Source organism: Halomonas sp., from assembly GCF_031581305.1.
Classification (GTDB): Bacteria; Pseudomonadota; Gammaproteobacteria; order Pseudomonadales; family Halomonadaceae; genus Halomonas.
Genome location: NZ_JAVLBC010000046.1, coordinates 1 through 16,811 on the forward strand (window position 1 = coordinate 1; position 16,811 = coordinate 16,811).

The window sequence follows — 16,811 nt, forward strand, 5'->3', positions numbered from 1 at the left end:
GGCCGAGCACTACGAGCTCACCCTGGGCTGGCAGGGCTCCCAGACCCGCTACCGGAATGGGGGAGAACGTATCGATCAGCAGATCTTCTCGCTGGGCGGCAACGCCCGATTCATTCCCGACCGGCTCTCCGCGTCCCTGAACCTGAGCCTCAACCAGAACAATGCAGAAGACGATCCCTTCTTCCCTCAGCATGATGAATCCCTCTACATCAGCGGCCAGCTGGATTGGCGTATCCGAAAACCCGAGAGCAACCGAGCCGGAGTGCAGCTGTCGCTGAGTTACAGCGGCAATACCCTGCGTGACCGGCTCTACGGTCAGGACCCCTTCAACGAGAACCAGGTCTGGCTGGAGTTGCGCACCACACTCCCGACGGCCTATCCGGGAGGCATGCAATGAAACTCGTTCGTCCTTGTCTCCTCGTCCTGCTGCTGGTGTCGCTGGCATCCATCGCTCAGGCACAGATCCTTGCTCTGTGCGATGCCCGTTTCCCCTGCACCAGCAATCCGAGCGCCACCGTAGGGGTGGACAGTCGCATCAACCTGACGTGGCGAGGTGAGGCGCGCACCGACCCGAGACTCGCGCAGCCCCTGGTCTCCGATCAGGGAATTTTCATGCTGGGCCACCCCCTCAGTGGCCAGCGCCTCGGCACTTCGCCCACCCCGTTGGTGCAACCCATCGGGCCGGCAACGGATGATCGCGGCATCGCGTTCCGGGTGACCGAGTCGCTGCGTGTGCCGGCAACCATCAGCGAAGAGGCGGCAAGCCAGGGCGAACGGCAGGTATTCTACGTTCGCCGGTTCAGCCTTGAAGGATCGGAGCCAATGACCGGGGTGCAGGTGATCACACTCCAGCAGGGCGTGCCCGGTCGCGGAAGCGCCATTATCGAGGGAGCCGACCCCTCTGCCACCGGGGTGAATATTCAGCGTATCAGCCTGTTCTTCGACCGGGGGACCCTGACCGATACCCTGCGTCCGGATGAGCAACTTCGGGCAAATGCCCGTATCAGCTACGAGGGTGCCGGCATCATCAATGCCATCTGGGAGGTGGCGACTCCAGCCAGCACACGCGGTCAGCCTCTCTATGCTCCCCTGGCCTATGTTCGCCAGTACCTCGGAGCAGGTCGGGAACTGATGCTCAGTTCCCCACTGCTGCCCAGCGACACCTCCGGCATTCATCGGGTCAGGTTGCGCTTCCTGGCCCCCACCGAGATCGAGGGATTACCGACGCTAAGCTACCGTGTCAGCGAGGGGGCCCTGCAAAGGAAAAGCACGGTTCCCGCCATCCGTATCCTTCCCTCCGAATCGGCAAGCCCCCTGAGCCGGGAGACTCGCTTCCGCTGGCGGCCGGTGGCGGGTAGCCATGCCTACCTGCTGGAATTCTACGACCGCCGGCCCGAGGCCATGGAGGCCAGTGCCACCGCTGAGGAAGGTTCCAGAGACGCCGGGCGCCAGCCGGTTGACTTGAAGATGGAGCCGATCACCGGTCAGGTCATTGCGGGGGATAGAACACTGGACTCACCCAGCCGTTCCCTGCTCAATCATCTGGAGGCCGACAAGCGTTATTACTGGCGCCTGATTGCCATCGACGCGCAAGGCCAGGTCATTGCTGCCAGCCCTCTCGAGGCCATTCTTCACGCCCCCTGACACCTCGAGGTTGCCATGGATGACCGTCAGGACAACGAGTTGCTGATCGCCATCGCGAACCAGGACATGCAAGCCCTGAGCGAGTTCTATCGTCGCCATCAGAGGCGCGTCTATCATTTCGTGCTCTCGAAATTGAACGACCCCTTCACGGCCAACGACGTACTCAATGACACCATGCTTGAAGTCTGGCGCTCCGCCGGACGCTTCCAGGGGAAGGCCCGAGTCACCACCTGGCTGCTGGGCATCGCCCACCACAAGGTACTGGACCACTGGCGACAACAGGGTCGTCGTCCATCCACCGAACTGGACGAAACCATGATCGATGAATCCCCCGGTGCCGATATCGAAGCCCTGACCCTGGCGGCACGTGACAAGGCGCGCCTGGCGCAGTGCATGGCCAGGCTCTCGACCGAGCACCGCGAAATCCTTCATCTGGTGTTCTTCGAGGAACTCAACTACGACGAGATCAGCCGGATCATCGATATTCCCGAGGGGACAGTGAAATCACGCGTCCACCATGCCAAGAAGTTGATAAAGCACTATCTGACGGCTGTCGGAATGGAGGCCGAATGAACGCCAGCGACAGGAACACCATCGCAGAGAAGCTGCCCCTTTACGTGAATGGCCGGCTCGATGCCGAAGAGATCCGCCACGTGGAAATGGCACTGGCAAACGACCCTGACCTGGCCCGCGATGTCGAGTTCCTGCAGGCCTTGAAAGACACCCTGCAACAATCGGGCGACGAGCCACCCGTGGAGATGGACCTGGCCCGCCTCAAGCGAGACATCCACCGAGAGACCGCCGAGAGCTCACCACAGAGTGCCAATACTCGACGCTACTGGAAGCCTCTGGCTATAGCAGCCTGTCTGCTGCTCGCCATCCAGACCGGATTCCAGCTGACCACTCAGTCCACCGACAGCAACTGGGTCCCGCTGTCCGGCGAGACCGCAAGTCAGCAGCCACGGCTACAGATCGCCTTCACCCCCAGCTCCACCGCCGAGCAGATCCGCGAGAGCCTGGGGTCCCGTGGGTTACGCATCGTCGATGGCCCCGGTGCTCTGGGCCTTTACACCATTCAGCTGCCACCGAGCAGCGATGTCGATGCCATTCGGCAGCAGCTTGAGCAGTTACCCTTCATCGAGGAGGTGAGCTCACCGTGATCCACCGTGGCACCTCAGGCTCGGCAGACCATACGCGCTGCCCACTCACGGCAGCCTGGCTGGTAGTGGGCACCCTGATCCTCATGACCGAAATGGCTCATGGCCAGGACATGGAACCGCAACGCCAGGACAGGGCACGCTCCTTGCTCGAGGAGATCATTACCGAGACTCCTGAAAAAGCCCCCGAGAAAGCTGCCGACCGGCAAACCGACCAGAAACCAGCGCGCCCGGACACCGCACCCGAGGCCAAGACACAACCACCGGCAGAGCCCGATGCCCCGCCACAGGAAAGCGGACCTGTCCACCCGAGAGTGGAGCGCGGCGGCAGCCTGATGGGCCGGGGACCCTCCTCGCTGTCACCACCCGACTGGTCATCCGCGGATGACGAGACCAGCATGGCATCAGCCGACCAGGATCCGCCAAGCGAGACCGAGGATTTCGAGCCCGGGGAACTGGTGCTGATCAGCAACGACATGCCTGGTGCCGTGGCAATGGCACGCGAACTGGCGGCCTACCGGCTGCGGATCAAGAGCCGCCAGGCATTGAAGCGGCTCGGCCTCGTGGTCAGTGTCTTCCGACTGCCCCCCGATGCAGGCACCCTGGCACTGCTGGCGAAAATCCGGCGACAGTCCCCGAACATGAACCTTGACGTCAATCAGCGCTACCGGCTGATGGGCGGGCCTCGACAACGCTACGGCCAGGACATGATCGGCCTGTCGACGGGAAACACGTCTTGCCTGGACAACGCCCGAGTCGGCCTGATCGATACCGCCGTGAGCCTCGTGCATCCCGCGCTAGCCGGCCGCTCGATCGACCTGGCGGAATTTGCCGGCCCGACACCCGCGCCCACCGATCATGGTACGGCGATTGCCAGCCTCTGGGTCGGCGACCCGGATCAAGGCTTCACGCCGTTGATGAGGGAAGCAGCATTATCCGTCGCGGCGGTCTTTCGCCAGCGCGGCAACACGATCGATACCACTACCGACACGCTGGCCTTGGGGCTGGACTGGCTGCTGGGTCAGGAAGTCGAAGCCATCAACCTGAGTCTTGGCGGGCGAAAGAACCGCGTACTCGATCTCTTGCTGCAACAACTGCTGGCCAAGGAGATCCTGCTGGTGGCGGCTGCCGGCAACCTCGGCTCGGAAGGCCCAGCCGTCTACCCGGCAGCCCATCCAGGCGTGATCGCGGTTACCGCGGTGGATGCGAATCAACGACGTTACCAGCGTGCCAATCGAGGCGAGCATCTCGACTTTGCCGCCCCGGGCGTGCACGTCTGGGCAGCCAGTGCAGATGGCACGTACTACCACAGCGGCACCTCCTATGCGGCCCCCTTCGTGCTGGCCACACTGCTGGCCGAAAAACACCTGTCATCCCGATGGCAGCAACAGGCACAACTGGGAGCCATTGACCTGGGAATTCCCGGCAAGGACGACAACTTTGGCTGGGGGCTCATCCAGTGGCCCGATGCCTGCACCGGCCAATAATCCTGTACTGAAAACGGATGCCCCCTGTCAGCCGGTGAGTCACGAGAGCCCCGACACGGCACGCTTCGAGCTGGCCGATGAGGCCCAGACCTTCGAAGACATGATGGGCTCGGCGCTCTCTCAGTCACTTACTTACCGGGAAGCCGGCCGGAGCCCGGCGATCAGCAGGCTGACCAGGGTGGAGGCCACGAGCGCCCCCAGGAACGGCGGCAGGGTCGGGATGCTGCCGGGGAAGCTGGCCGCCAGCACGCCCGCCCCGAGGCTGCCCTGGGCCACCCAGCCCGGGAGGATGGCGCCGAGCATGCCCGCCACGCCGCCGGCCACCGCGGCCAGGGGGCTCATCCGCGACCAGAGGCCCAGCAGCACCGGCACCACAATGGCCGCGCAGAGCAGGTCGGCGATCAGGAACAGCCGCAGCACCGAAAGCCCCTGCAGCGCCACGATCACCACCGGCACCATCAGCGCCACCGTGACCCAGCGGGCTGCACCGAGGGAGAGCCCGCGCCGGCCGGAACCCGCGACCACCAGCGAGGCGATGCCGTTCTGCAGGGTATCCACGCTGGAGGCGACCAGGGTGACCGCCAGCACCAGCGCCGGCAGGGCCAGCCAGCCCGGCGCCTGCGAGAGCAGCGCAAAGAAGGGGATCGGTGGCTCGCCGAGCGCCACGCCGGCCATGGCGGCCAGCGTGCCAAGGCTGCCCACCACCATCACCACCAGTACCGTGATGCCGCCGCCCAGCCAGGCGCCGCGCCCCAGGGCGCGGTCGTCCCGCGCCGCCCACACCCGCTGCCAGTAGCCCTGATGGAAGAGGTTCGCAGCGGTCACCGCGATCACCAGGGTCAGCGCCACGGCGAGGGCGCTGCCGGTGGGGATCGAGGGCAGCGTGGCGTCCACCGGCATCTCGGGCAGGCGCAGGAGCGCCACGCCGCCGACCACCGCCAGCAGCGCGACCAGCAACCAGGCCTGCCAGCGGTCGGTGGCGAGGCTCGCCCGCAGGCCGCCCACCGCCGTGTAGAGCAGCGTGGCGACCGCCACGCCGATGACCACCAGCGCCGGCGGCACCTCGGAGAGCAGTGCGGTGATGGCCCCGATGGCGGTGAGCTCCGCGGTCAGGAAGCAGGCCATGTAGAGCACCGAGACCAGCGACACCCAGCGCCGCACCCCGGCGCCGTAGCAGGCCTCGGCGAACTCGCCGATGCTGCGCCCCTCCGGCAGATGGCGCCGGATCGCCGGGCCGTAGAGCCCCAGCACGATGAACGGCAGCGCCGAGCCGATGGCATAGCCGGCCAGCGCCAGCGGGCCGACGAAGGCCCCGATCTCGGGGGGCGCGAAGAGGATCCAGGCCCCCATCCCCGAGGCCAGGAAGGAGAGGCCCAGCGACTGGGCCCCCTGGGAGTTGCGCGCGGTGACATAGTCGTCGAGGGGGCCATCGGCCCGGCGGGCCCGCAGGCCCAGGAAAGCAAAGCACAGCAGCGCCGCGCCGAGCACGGCAGACGTCAAGTAGGGCATGTCGCACTTCCTCCGCCGGTGTGAGCCGGATCAGGTTCCAGGGTCAGCGCCATGCGCTCTCTCAGCCCCGGCCAATGCAAACGGCAGCGGGACTCCCCTGGCGACAAGTGAATGGATTGTGGGATCGCGCCTCAAGCCGGGGCCGGAATGGCCGATAGAGACGGGATCGAGGTGCATCATAGCGCCGCCTCGTCGTGACGACTACCCGTGCCGGAGCCCCGTGATGCCCTACAACGAAGCCAAGGAACACGCCCCAGGTCGCCTGCATGCGATCTTCGTCGACCCCTACAGCGCCTTCGACAACGCCGCCACGGAGCGCCTGCTGCACCTGCGCGTGGCCACCGAGGCGCTGATTCTGGGGCCGATGCGCCACGGCTCGCTGGTGCTTCGCGTCATCCACGGCTGGGAGAACGGCAGCTTCGCGCCCGCCGCGCTCTGCCACAGCGATTATCGTCCACGCTCGCTGGCGGCGCTTCGTCAGGTGGCCGACGACTTCCGGCAAGCCTTCGAGCGGCAGCAGCCGCTGCCCCGCGACACCACCTCCCTGCTGGCCGAACCACTTGAGCAGGCCATCGCCGCCGCCGAGGCCAGTGGCCAGGCGCTCGACGAGGAGACCCGCACCATCCCCGCCCGCTGGCCCGCCTTCAAGCAGGGCCTGACCCTCTACACCTTCTTCAAGGTCTACCACCGCCTCACCTACAGCGAGGATGACCCCTACCGCTCGATCTACTGCCAGACTCCCGGCGGACCCTGCGAGATACACGAGTTCCACCTGGAAGAAGGCGAATTCGCCGTGGTGACACCTCGCGAAGGCGACGGCGGCGATAGCATGCTGCTACTGCACGAAAGCCAGCTGGCGTCGGTGTTGACGCTACTCGAGGATAGCGCCAGAAAATGATGGGGTTGTTCCTCACTTCTCCCGCGGCACACGCCCCATCAGATAGAACTCCTCGTTGGGCGGCGTGCCGGTCAGGGTGACCAGGCGGTTGGAAAGGCCGAAGAAGGCGGCGATGGCGCCGATGTCCCAGATGTCGTCGTGGGTGAACCCGGCCGTTTTCAGGCGGGCCTCCCACTCGTCGTTGAGCTCTCCCACCTCCAGGCCGCAGTAGAGGGCGAAGTCCAGCATCACGCGGTGGCGCTCGCTGATCGGCGCAGTGCGATGGTTGGTCGCCACCTGGTCGGCGAGCAGCGGGTCCTTGCTGTAGATCCGCACCAGGGCGCCGTGGGCCACCACGCAGTAGAGGCAGCGGTTGCGGGCGCTGGTGGCCACCACGATCATCTCCTTCTCCGCCTTGGTCAGCGTGTCGGATTCCCGCTCCATCAGGGCGTCGTGATAGGCGAAGAAGGCGCGGAACTCGGCGGGCCGGTGGGCCAGCATCAGGAAGACGTTGGGCACGAAGCCGGCCTTCTCCTGCACCGCCAGCATGGCGTCGCGGACGTCGGCGGGCAGGTCGTGGATCGATTCGGGAACGGGGAAGCGGCTGATGGGCGCGGACATGGAGGCTCCAGGCGTTGTGGTTGTTGGCAACGCCACCAAGATAGCAGTTAACGTCAACGTCAACATGCCGGCAAAGGTCGAACCTCCTCCGGTATTCCGCTTTGGCTACCCTGTCGCTATGCCGGCCTAGCCTCCTCGAAGAGCTCCGCGGGCATCGGGTACTCCAGTTCCCAGGTCATGGCGATGGGACGATCACCTTGATAGCTTTTCAGCGCCTTGGCCGGTCCCAAGAAGATAAACGGTGCTGTCTCGCCCTCGCTACGTTTGGCTAAGCGGGCAAAGAACAGAATTGTATAACCACGCTCATCGAAGTGAATGTAATTTTGGCCGGTAGCGCTTGCTTGCGTGGTATTCGACTGACTCTCCCAGTGAAGCAGCGAACGGCTTATGGGGTAATCGCGATAGCGCGTGGTAGGTGAGAAGTCTCCCTCGTCCTTCTGGAAGGTCACCAAGTGGATATAGGCACGAATGTCCTTGGCGTGGATGACGCCCACCCCAGTAGCGCCCGGTTTCTCAAGGCTGGCCAATCCCAGAGCCGCCTTGATTTCGGCGGTGCCGTAGGCGCCATGCAAGAGTAGCCTGCAGTCGATCGGCAATTCATCGAGGGTTTGCAGCGGCACTCGCTGATGGGCACGCCGCCAGGCGGCAATCTCCACGGCATCGGCCGCCACACTAGGATTAGCGCGCCACTTTTGCATCGACTCCTCGAGACTATCCACGCCGATCAGCCCGCCCTTCCGGGCCCATAGCAGATAGTGCAACGCCGTTTGCTGTGCCACGTCGTAGCGACCCAGCGTCTCCTGAACCGACCCGTCTTGATCGCCAATGTCCTCGATGGCTCTCAAGAGCACTGGATCGCTACGCAAAGCGATACGCGGTAGCGCCTTGCGGGCCTGATCGAGGTCCGGGTCCGTGGGGGGTGATTTGCGGTCGGCTATCGCCTTCCACTCCGACCAGCTCCTGCGCGAGAGCACCTGTACCGGAGAAAGTCCCGTCACCTCCAAGAAATGCCCAAACGTCAATGGCTGCCCTACTTCCTCCGGCCAGGTGCGCAGGGTCTCGGGGATAAACTGATTCAAGTCGCTGAGCACCGCGCGAATCTTGCTTAGCACTCGCTCCCGAGCGACCCGCTCAAGCTGAATACTGCAGCCAGGCGGCAGGCTGGGGAAGTCTGCCTCTACCTCACGGTCAAGGCGCTGCCGCTGGCCAGAAAGTAACGCAGTGAATTTGGTATCCAACCGATAACGTCGGTGGGTTTGTCCCACAAAGTCCAAGACAGTCAGGCAATCCTTGCCTGGCGCGTGACGCAGCCCGCGCCCCAGTTGCTGAAGAAATACCGTCAGGCTCTCGGTGGGGCGTAGGAACATCACCAAGTTGATATCCGGAACATCTACCCCTTCACTTAGCACATCAACAGTAAACAGGAACGGTAAACTGCCCTCGCGGAACTCACGAAGCCGCTCAGCGCGAACCTCTGCCGGCGTATCACCGACTAGAACGGCAGCCCTGTACGCTTCACCCAGCCGATTGAAACATTCAGCCATATACTCGGCGTGGCGCACACCTGCACAGAACCCTACTGCACGGACGCCGTGCAGATCGGGCTGATAGCGCTCCAGCGCCTGCAGAATAGTGTCTACCCGCTGCTTGGCACGAAAGTCATCGCCGGTCAGAAGAGTCTCAATCTGGCGGACATCATAGCGTCCATTGCGCCACAGGCTATCGTCGCTGAGATCGACGCTATCGCTGACCCCGAAATAGTGGAAGGGACACAGTAGTTTCTCTTCCAGCGCCTCGGGCAGGCGAATTTCAGCGGCGAAGTCGCCATCGAAATCCGGAAGAATACTAGTGCCATCCATACGCTCGGGCGTGGCCGTGAGCCCCAGCAAAACGGCAGGGTTTAGCTCCTCGAGTAGCACCCGGTAGCTGCTAGCAGTCTCATGATGCGCCTCATCAATCACCACATAGTAAAAGTGGTCTGTTCCGAGGGATTCCCAAGGCCGCTGCCCATTCAGCGTCTGCACCGAGGCAAACAGGTGACGGTGCTCCGTAGGCGAATGACCGCCCACCCAGAGCTCGCCGAAGTTTTGATCACGAAGTACGGTGCGGTAACAAGCCTGGGCCTGCTCCAGGATCTCCTTGCGATGGGCGACGAACAGCAGCGGTACCTGACGCCCCTCGCGCTCGCAGATCCGCCGATAGTCCAGTGACGAGATCACGGTCTTGCCGGTGCCGGTGGCTGCCACCACGAGGTTGCGAAACGAACCGCGCTGACGGGCGGCATCGATGGCTTCCAGAATCCGTAGTTGGAACGGCCGCGGCGTGATCTCGGCGAAAAAAGTCGCCCCACCTCGACCGCGCTCCTTGTGCGCGGCGATGGCCTGTCGAAAGCGCGTGAAATCCTCCGGGGTATAGCGCTCGAACTCGTCGCTCTCCCAATAAGCGGAGAACTCCGCCTCAAAGCGCTCGAGGATATGAGCCATGTCCTGAGCGGTAACCTTGACGGTCCACTCCAGCCCTTGGGTCATCGCTGAGTGGGACATGTTCGCTGAGCCGATATAGGCCGTGGAGTAACCGCTCTCACGCCGAAAGTGATAAGCCTTAGCATGCAATCGAGTACCACCGGTGTCGTAGGAGACACGCACGGTGACATTAGGCTGCCGGGACAGCCACTCCAGTGCCGTCGGATCGCTGGCACCCATGTAGCTGGTGGAGATCAGGCGAACCGGCACGCCTCTCTCGGCCAAGCGCTCGAAGGCGGGCATCAAAAGCCGCAGACCGGACCACTTAATGAATGAGACCAGGACATCGACGCTATCCGCCGTCGCCATCTCAGCCCGCAACTCATGCTCCAATGGCGGGTCATGCCCCAAGCCAGTGAGTAGTGCACTCGTCGAAAGTGGGGTATAGGGGCGGGGTAACGGCTCGCGGCTATGCCCGATCTCAGTAAGAATCGGCTTATCGGCGCTGAGCAACCGTTTGCGAGTCAGATAGTCGAGACCGTCGGTAGCTGACACCAGCTCAATAATGCGGTTCAGGAGAGGTAGCCGCTGCTGGGCGTCCACGATCCGTAGAGCTCGGTGAAGCAGTTGGCCGATAAATTGGGAGTACGCGTGAGGCACCGTTTCATCATCGAGCGAGCGAAGCACCGGTTTTAGTTCGGGATGCGCTTGCAACTGCGCCATTAGCTCTTCATCAAGCAGCCGCTCGTAAAGGCCTTCGGGAAGCTTGTCCATGCCCTTCTTCTCCCTTGCGTCTCCGACGACAGACAGCAGCGGAAACATCCACCCCCTCCAGTCGCTCCCGAGGGTGCCATCGCTGTAAAGATTGGCACCTTATAGTGATGGAACCAACCGCCCGATTTCTTGATCGCACCGCCACTATCGCATCCAAGTCGCAACATAACGAATTACTGAAACGCTGGGACCGCTCCAGAACAAAGGGCGAGGGATTCAAAGCAAGATTCCCCACCTCCCATCGGAGACAGGGCACCGCATGTGAACGTTACGCAAAGGTGACCATGGTCCCTTCGGCGTAGCCGGCCCCCGGCTCAGGCCACGGAGAGATAGCGCTCCTGGAGCTCGGGGTTCTCGCGCAGCTCGGCGGTGGTGCCGGCATAGGCGACCTGCCCCTTCTGCAGGATGTAGGCCTTGCGGGCATGGCGAAGGGCGAAGGGCACGCTCTGGTCGGTGAAGAGGATGGTGGTGGTGCTCGACAGGTCGTCGATCAGCTCGCCGATCTGGTGGACGATGACCGGGGCCAGCCCTTCGTTGGGCTCGTCGAGCAGCAGCAGGCGCGGCTCGGTGACCAGCGCCCGGGCGATCGCCAGCATCTGCTGCTGGCCACCCGAGAGGGTGGCGCCGTCCTGGTGGCGCAGCTCGGCGAGCATCGGGTAGGTGTCGAGCACCCGCTCCGGGGTCCAGCGCCGCTCTCCCGCATGGCCGGGCTGCATTGCCACCTCCAGATTCTCGTAGACGCTGAGCCCGGGGAAGATGCGCCGGTCCTCCGGCACCAGGGCGATGCCGAGCCGGGCGATACGGTGGGCCGGCACCCCCTGGATCTCCTGTCCCTCGAACACCACCCGCCCCTGCCGCGGTGGCGTGACCCCCATGATGCTCTTGAGCGTCGTGCTCTTGCCGGCGCCGTTGCGGCCCAGCAGGCAGACAACATCGCCGGCCTCGACCTCCAGGCTCACGCCCTGCAGGGCATGGCTCTCGCCGTAGTAGGTATGGATATCCTCGACTGTCAGCATCAGGATGCCGCCTCCTCTTCTTCCTCGCCGAGATAGGCGCGCTTCACCTCGGGGTCGTTGCGGATCTCCTCGGGCGTGCCCTCCGCCAGCCGCTGGCCGCGGTGCATCACCAGGATGCGGTCGGCCAGGCCGAACACCACGCTCATGTCGTGCTCGGTGACGAGGAAGGTGTAATCACCAGAGTCGGCCAGCTTGCGGATCAGGTGGGTGACGTGCCGGGTCTCCTCCGGGGTCATGCCCGCCGTGGGCTCGTCGAGGAGCACCAGGTGCGGGCGGGTCGCCAGCACGATAGCGATCTCGAGCAGCCGCTTGTCACCATAGCTGAGCACGCCGGCGCGCTGCTCCGCCAGGGCCTCGAGCCCCAGCCGCTCGAGGAGGCCCTGGGCCTCGTCAATGATCTCGCGGTCGCGCGAGGCCAGGCGCAGCATCGACAGCGCCTTGCCGTGGAAGGCGGTCAGCGCGACCTCGACGTTCTGGCACACCGAGAGCTCCTGGAAGATGTTGGTGATCTGGAAGGAGCGGGAGATGCCCAGCCGGCTGATGCGGTGCGGCGGCAGCCCGGTGATCTCGTCGCCCTCGTAGTGGATGCTCCCCGAGGTCGGCGTCATGCGCCCCGAGATCATGTTGTAGAAGGTCGTCTTGCCCGCGCCGTTGGGGCCGATCAGGGCCACGGTCTCGCGCGGCTGCACGTCGAGGGAGACCCCGTCGACGGCATGCACGCCGCCGAAGGTCTTGGTCAGGTCGCGGATCGAGAGCAGGGGTTCGGTCATCGTCTCAGCACCCGGTCGAGCACGGTACCGAGGATACCGCGGCGGAAGAACATCACCATCAGCGCCAGGATGATGCCGAGGAACAGCATCCAGTGGTCGGTGTAGCTGGTGATCCAGATCTCCAGCAGCACGAACACCATGGCGCCGAAGAAGGGCCCCAGGAAGTAGGCCGACCCACCGAGGATGGTCATCAGCACGGCCTCCGCGGAGTGGCTCCAGTGGATCATGTCGGGGCTCGCTACCCGGTTGAAGGGGGCGAAGAGCCCGCCGGCGAGCCCCGCGAAGAGCCCGGCCACGATGAAGGCGATCAGCCGGAAGCGACGCTCGTTGAGCCCGCAGAACGACACCCGCTCGGGGTTCTCGCTGATGGCCTTCAGGATCAGGCCGAAGGGCGAGCGCGTGACCAGGTAGAGCAGCGCCGCGGCGAGCACCACCACCACCAGCACCACATAGTAGTAGACCAGCGGGTTGGCGAGCTGCAGGTCGAGGCCCAGGCCGAACTCGGTGAGCCGGAAGCCGGTGATGCCGTCGCTGCCGTTGGTCACGCTGCGCCACTGGTGGGCCACGGCGAACACCATCATGCCGAACGCCAGAGTCAGCATGGCGAAGTAGACTTCGTTGAGCCGCACGCAGAAAAAGCCGATCACGGCGGCGAGCAGCATCGAGTTGAGCATCGCGGCCAGCAGCGCCCACACCAGCGGCACCTGCAGGTGGAGCAGCAGCATGGCGGTGGTATAGGCGCCCATGCCGAAGAAGGCCGCATGCCCGAAGGAGAGCATGCCGGTGTAGCCGAACACCAGATTGAAGCTGGCCGCGAAGAGCCCCATGATCAGGATCTCGGTGGCCACGAAGATGTAGAAGTAGGAGACACCGTAGGGCAGCAGGAAGAGCGCGGCCAGGACCAGCGCCAGTACCCCGAAGATCGCCAGTCGCTTGGTCATGCGCTTGCCCCCTTGCCCATCAGCCCCTGGGGCTTGAGCAGCAGCACCAGCGCCATGCCGATGTAGGGCAGCACGAGGTTGATCTCGGGCAGGTAGCGCCCGCCGAAGCCGTGGATGAAGCCCAGCACCAGCGCCCCGAGCAGGGTGCCGGGGAAGCTGCCGAGCCCGCCGATCACCACCACGATGAACGACTCGATGATGATCTTCTCGCCCATCGCCGGCCCGATGGCGCGCATCGGCGCGGCCACCACGCCGCCCACGGCGGCGATCCAGGCGCCGAAGGCGAACACGCCGGTGATCACCATGGGCACGTTGATCCCGAGGGTCTGGGCCATCTCCCGGTCCAGCGCCGCGGCGCGCACGATGCGCCCCAGGCGGGTGCGGGTGAACAGCAACCACAGGCCCAGCATCATGGCGATCCCCACGGCGATCACGAAGAGGCCGTAGACGGGATAGTTGAGGCCGAACACGGAGAAAGTGCCGGTGAGCAGCGCCGGCGGGTCCACCACCTGGATGGACGGTCCCCAGATCATCCGCACGGACTCGTCGATGATCAGCAGCAGGGCGAAGGTCAGCAACAGGCTGTCGGTGATGTGGCGATCATAGACCGTTCGCAGCATCAGCCGCTCGATGGCGATCGCCACCACGGCCACCAGCAGCGGGGCCACCACCAGCGCCACCCAGAACGACAGCCCGAGCAGCCCCATCGCCGTGTAGGCGAAGTAGGCGCCCAGCATGTAGAGGGCCCCGTGGGCGAAGTTGATGACGTTGAGCACGCCGAAGATGATGTTGAGGCCGACAGCGATGACGAAGAGCAGCAAGGCGATGTCGAGGCTGTTCAGCAGTGCGGCAATGAAGCTCTGCATCGTGGACTCCCCGGTGGGTCAGTCAGTCAGGCCGGCCGCCCGGGAGGGGCGGCCGGCAGGCGTCGTCAGAGCGAGCAGCCCGTCTCCGACACGTCCGGGGTCACCAGGTCGCCGTCGAAGGTCTTCATCGCGTCGAGCATGCGCACGCCGTACTCGTCGCTGAGCGCGGCGGTCTGACCCCAGGTCGGGCCGACCACAGCCTGGTGGTCACCCACGCGGAGGGTGAGCTCGCCGTTGGGCGCCTGGAAGGTCAGGCCGGAGAGCGCGTCGGTGATCGCCTCGGGGTCGGTGGAGCCGGCCTTCTCGATGGCCGCCTTGTAGGCCTGGATGCCGGCGTAGGCACCCTCGGCGTTGTAGCTCGGCGGCTTGCCGTAGCGATCCATGTAGGACGAGACGAAGGCGTTGTTGGCCTCGTTGTCATGGGCCGCGAACCAGTAGCGCGTGCCGACCCAGACCCCCTCGGGCATGTCATTGCCCATCGCGGACATCACCTCGGTGGCGCCGCCCAGGGTCATCAGCACCTCGAAGTCCTGGTCGAAGAAGCCGAGGTTGTTGGCCTGGCGGATGAAGTTGACCAGGTCACCACCCCACAGCGAGATCAGCACGCCATCGGGCTTCGCATCCATGACGTTGTTGATGAAGGGCGTGAAGTCCTCGTTGCCGAAGCGCGGGAAGGCCGTGCGCTCCATCAGCTCCACCTCGGGATCGACCTCCTGGAGGTAGTTGCCGAAGAACTCCCAGGACTGGTGGCCGAAGGCGTAGTCCGGCCCGATGGTCGTCCAGCGCTTGGCGCCGGTCTGCTCGGCGATCTCGGCGGCCGCCTTGGTGTTCTGGCTGATGTTCACGCTCAGCCGGTAGGTGTAGCGGTTGCAGAGCTTGCCGGTGACGTCCGGGGTGGCGGCGTGGGTGATGATGAAGGGCCGCTGCAGTTCCGGCACCACCGGAACGACCCCCGTGGCCACGCCGGAGCTGTCCAGGCCCATCAGGGCATGCACCTGCTCGGAGTAGACCAGCTTGCGGGCGGCCTGGATGGCGGCATCGGCCTTGATCTGGCTGTCCTCCAGCACGAACTCGACGTCGCGGCCGAGGATGCCGCCCGACTCGTTGATCTCGTCCACGGCGAGCTGCATGCCCTGCTGGGCGAACTGGCCGTAGACCGAGGGGGAACCGGACATGATGTAGATGGCGCCGATGCGGACCGGGTCCTCGGCCTGGGCGCTCGTCGTGGCACCGAGCCCGAGCGCCAGGCACACGGCGGTGCACAGCGTCCGGACCCGGGGAAGGGTACGCGTGGGATTCAACATGCTCTCCACCTCTTGTCTTGTCGTTATCGGTTGATTGAGCTCGCCGCCCGGGAGGCGGCGGTCCCTCCATTTAGGGTCGGGGCCATGAGAGTGTCAAACGGCCTGCCCCGCCGCGTCTCAACGCACCCGCGCCCAACGAGAGCGGCCCCGCCTCTCTCGAGACGGGGCCGCCGACAGGCTTGCAGTGGGCCGGGATCAGCCCAGCGAGATGGTGCTGTTGATACCGCTGGAGACGTTCTCCGGCTCGAACCAGCGCGCGGTGACGGTCTTGGTCTGGGTCCAGAAGGCGATGGCCTGCTTGCCGTTGGGGCCCAGGTCACCGAGCTTGGAGGCACGGGAGCCGGTGAAGCTGAAGTAGGCGACCGGCACCGGAATCGGCACGTTGATGCCCACCTGGCCGACGTCGATGTCGGTCTCGAAGCGGCGCGCCACCCAGCCGGAGTTGGTGAAGATGGAGGTGCCGTTGCCGTTGGGGTTGGCGTTGATGAAGGCGATCGCCTCATCCAGTGTCTCGACGCTCACCACGCAGAGCACCGGGCCGAAGACCTCCTCGCGGTAGATGGTCATCTCGGGCTTCACGTCGGCGAACAGGGTCGGGCCGACGAAGTTGCCGTTCGGGTAGCCCTCCACCTGGCAGCCGCGACCGTCGACCAGCAGCTTTGCCCCTTCCTTCTCGCCGGCGGCGATCAGGCGCTCCACGCGCTCCTTGGCCTGCGGGGAGACCAGCGGGCCGAGGTCGGCGTCGCGCTGGGTGCCGGGGCCGACCTTCATGTTGCGCGCGCCCTCGACGATGTCGTCCAGCCACTCCCGGGCCTCGCCCACCAGCACCACCACGGAGTTGGCCATGCAGCGCTGGCCGGCGGCGCCGAAGGCAGAGCCCAGCAGGTTGTTGATCGCCTGGCTGCGGTTGGCGTCCGGCATCACCACGCAGTGGTTCTTGGCGCCCATCATCGACTGCATGCGCTTGCCGGCGGCGGCGGCGCGGTTGTAGAGCAGCGAGCCCACATGGGTGGAGCCGATGAAGGAGAGCGCCTTGATGTCGGTGTGGTCCGCGATCTGGTTGGCCACGTCCGGGCCGCCATGCACCACGTTGAGCACACCGGCCGGCACGCCGGCCTCGTGGGCCAGCTCGACCAGGCGCATGGTGGAGCTCGGGTCCTGCTCGGAGGGCTTGAGCACGAAGGTATTGCCGGTAGCGATGGCCAGCGGGAACATGAAGCAGGGCAGCATGATCGGGAAGTTGAAGGCGGTGATGCCTGCCCCCACGCCCAGCGGCTGGTTGAGGGTGTAGACGTCCACCTCGCTGGCGGCGTTCTCGGCCAGCTCGCCCAGCTGGAGGCTGGTGATCGAGCAGGCATGCTCCACCACCTCGAGGCCCCGGCC

15 protein-coding genes and 1 riboswitch are annotated in these 16,811 nt (G+C 65.0%); of the genes, 6 read left to right on the plus strand and 9 right to left on the minus strand.

From position 1 onward, the window contains the following. From RI841_RS05875 to RI841_RS05895, 5 genes are all read left to right on the plus strand, one after another. Positions 1-397 (plus strand): hypothetical protein (locus RI841_RS05875; protein ID WP_310704650.1); only part of this gene is annotated, 397 nt, incomplete at its 5' end. Then, a complete protein-coding gene (locus RI841_RS05880) occupies positions 394-1,644 on the plus strand; it encodes a hypothetical protein (protein ID WP_310704651.1) in 1,251 nt (416 codons plus the stop codon). The genes RI841_RS05875 and RI841_RS05880, both read left to right, overlap by 4 nt. A gap of 15 nt (positions 1,645-1,659) precedes the next feature. Continuing rightward, positions 1,660-2,217: a sigma-70 family RNA polymerase sigma factor gene (locus RI841_RS05885; protein WP_310704652.1), complete on the plus strand. Its 558-nt coding sequence runs from the start codon at positions 1,660-1,662 to the stop codon at positions 2,215-2,217. Then, a complete protein-coding gene (locus tag RI841_RS05890; RefSeq protein ID WP_310704653.1) occupies positions 2,214-2,804 on the plus strand; it encodes a hypothetical protein in 591 nt (196 codons plus the stop codon). The genes RI841_RS05885 and RI841_RS05890 overlap by 4 nt, the downstream gene beginning before the upstream one ends. After that, positions 2,801-4,288, plus strand: coding sequence for a S8 family serine peptidase (locus tag RI841_RS05895; protein ID WP_310704654.1), 1,488 nt, complete (start codon positions 2,801-2,803; stop codon positions 4,286-4,288). Before RI841_RS05890 ends, RI841_RS05895 begins: the two co-directional genes overlap by 4 nt. A 132-nt stretch (positions 4,289-4,420) precedes the next feature. Here RI841_RS05895 and RI841_RS05900 read toward each other — a convergent pair whose 3' ends face one another. Then, entirely contained in the window at positions 4,421-5,797 is a 1,377-nt protein-coding gene (locus tag RI841_RS05900) for a sodium:solute symporter (protein WP_310704655.1), read from the minus strand. After that, a riboswitch (TPP riboswitch) is annotated at positions 5,787-5,906 on the minus strand. It overlaps the preceding gene by 11 nt. 114 nt (positions 5,907-6,020) lie before the next feature. On the opposite strand from RI841_RS05900, the gene RI841_RS05905 reads away from it, so the two are divergent. Next, positions 6,021-6,695: a hypothetical protein gene (locus RI841_RS05905; protein ID WP_310704656.1), complete on the plus strand. Its 675-nt coding sequence runs from the start codon at positions 6,021-6,023 to the stop codon at positions 6,693-6,695. Between the two features lie 12 nt (positions 6,696-6,707). Here RI841_RS05905 and RI841_RS05910 read toward each other — a convergent pair whose 3' ends face one another. The 8 genes from RI841_RS05910 to RI841_RS05945 form a co-directional block, all read right to left on the minus strand. Next, entirely contained in the window at positions 6,708-7,295 is a 588-nt protein-coding gene (locus tag RI841_RS05910) for a peroxidase-related enzyme (RefSeq protein WP_310704657.1), read from the minus strand. Positions 7,296-7,411: 116 nt separating this feature from the next. Beyond that, complete coding sequence (locus RI841_RS05915) at positions 7,412-10,579, minus strand: DUF3427 domain-containing protein (RefSeq protein WP_310704658.1); 3,168 nt, start codon at positions 10,577-10,579, stop codon at positions 7,412-7,414. A gap of 266 nt (positions 10,580-10,845) precedes the next feature. Beyond that, positions 10,846-11,547 (minus strand): ABC transporter ATP-binding protein, encoded by a 702-nt coding sequence (locus tag RI841_RS05920; RefSeq protein WP_310704659.1) that lies wholly within the window; start codon positions 11,545-11,547, stop codon positions 10,846-10,848. After that, a complete protein-coding gene (locus tag RI841_RS05925) occupies positions 11,547-12,317 on the minus strand; it encodes an ABC transporter ATP-binding protein (protein ID WP_310704660.1) in 771 nt (256 codons plus the stop codon). Before RI841_RS05925 ends, RI841_RS05920 begins: the two co-directional genes overlap by 1 nt. Continuing rightward, positions 12,314-13,258 (minus strand): branched-chain amino acid ABC transporter permease, encoded by a 945-nt coding sequence (locus RI841_RS05930; RefSeq protein ID WP_310704661.1) that lies wholly within the window; start codon positions 13,256-13,258, stop codon positions 12,314-12,316. Before RI841_RS05930 ends, RI841_RS05925 begins: the two co-directional genes overlap by 4 nt. Further along, positions 13,255-14,124 carry a branched-chain amino acid ABC transporter permease gene (locus RI841_RS05935; RefSeq protein WP_310704662.1) on the minus strand — a complete coding sequence of 290 codons (870 nt, stop codon included), beginning with the start codon at positions 14,122-14,124 and terminating at the stop codon, positions 13,255-13,257. Before RI841_RS05935 ends, RI841_RS05930 begins: the two co-directional genes overlap by 4 nt. 65 nt (positions 14,125-14,189) lie before the next feature. Further along, positions 14,190-15,428, minus strand: coding sequence for an ABC transporter substrate-binding protein (locus tag RI841_RS05940; RefSeq protein WP_310704663.1), 1,239 nt, complete (start codon positions 15,426-15,428; stop codon positions 14,190-14,192). Positions 15,429-15,623: 195 nt separating this feature from the next. Further along, positions 15,624-16,811 (minus strand): CoA-acylating methylmalonate-semialdehyde dehydrogenase (locus RI841_RS05945; protein ID WP_310704664.1); only part of this gene is annotated, 1,188 nt, incomplete at its 5' end.

What these genes read in the sequence shown, in the direction of transcription:
- RI841_RS05900 (WP_310704655.1), bottom strand. Translation starts at nt 5,797, where the DNA reads ATGCCCTACTTGACGTCTGCCGTGCTCGGCGCGGCGCTGCTGTGCTTT.
- RI841_RS05935 (WP_310704662.1), bottom strand. Translation starts at nt 14,124, where the DNA reads ATGCAGAGCTTCATTGCCGCACTGCTGAACAGCCTCGACATCGCCTTG.
- RI841_RS05880 (WP_310704651.1), top strand. Translation starts at nt 394, where the DNA reads ATGAAACTCGTTCGTCCTTGTCTCCTCGTCCTGCTGCTGGTGTCGCTG.
- RI841_RS05930 (WP_310704661.1), bottom strand. Translation starts at nt 13,258, where the DNA reads ATGACCAAGCGACTGGCGATCTTCGGGGTACTGGCGCTGGTCCTGGCC.
- RI841_RS05905 (WP_310704656.1), top strand. Translation starts at nt 6,021, where the DNA reads ATGCCCTACAACGAAGCCAAGGAACACGCCCCAGGTCGCCTGCATGCG.
- RI841_RS05915 (WP_310704658.1), bottom strand. Translation starts at nt 10,579, where the DNA reads ATGTTTCCGCTGCTGTCTGTCGTCGGAGACGCAAGGGAGAAGAAGGGC.
- RI841_RS05920 (WP_310704659.1), bottom strand. Translation starts at nt 11,547, where the DNA reads ATGCTGACAGTCGAGGATATCCATACCTACTACGGCGAGAGCCATGCC.
- RI841_RS05940 (WP_310704663.1), bottom strand. Translation starts at nt 15,428, where the DNA reads ATGTTGAATCCCACGCGTACCCTTCCCCGGGTCCGGACGCTGTGCACC.
- RI841_RS05910 (WP_310704657.1), bottom strand. Translation starts at nt 7,295, where the DNA reads ATGTCCGCGCCCATCAGCCGCTTCCCCGTTCCCGAATCGATCCACGAC.
- RI841_RS05885 (WP_310704652.1), top strand. Translation starts at nt 1,660, where the DNA reads ATGGATGACCGTCAGGACAACGAGTTGCTGATCGCCATCGCGAACCAG.
- RI841_RS05925 (WP_310704660.1), bottom strand. Translation starts at nt 12,317, where the DNA reads ATGACCGAACCCCTGCTCTCGATCCGCGACCTGACCAAGACCTTCGGC.
- RI841_RS05890 (WP_310704653.1), top strand. Translation starts at nt 2,214, where the DNA reads ATGAACGCCAGCGACAGGAACACCATCGCAGAGAAGCTGCCCCTTTAC.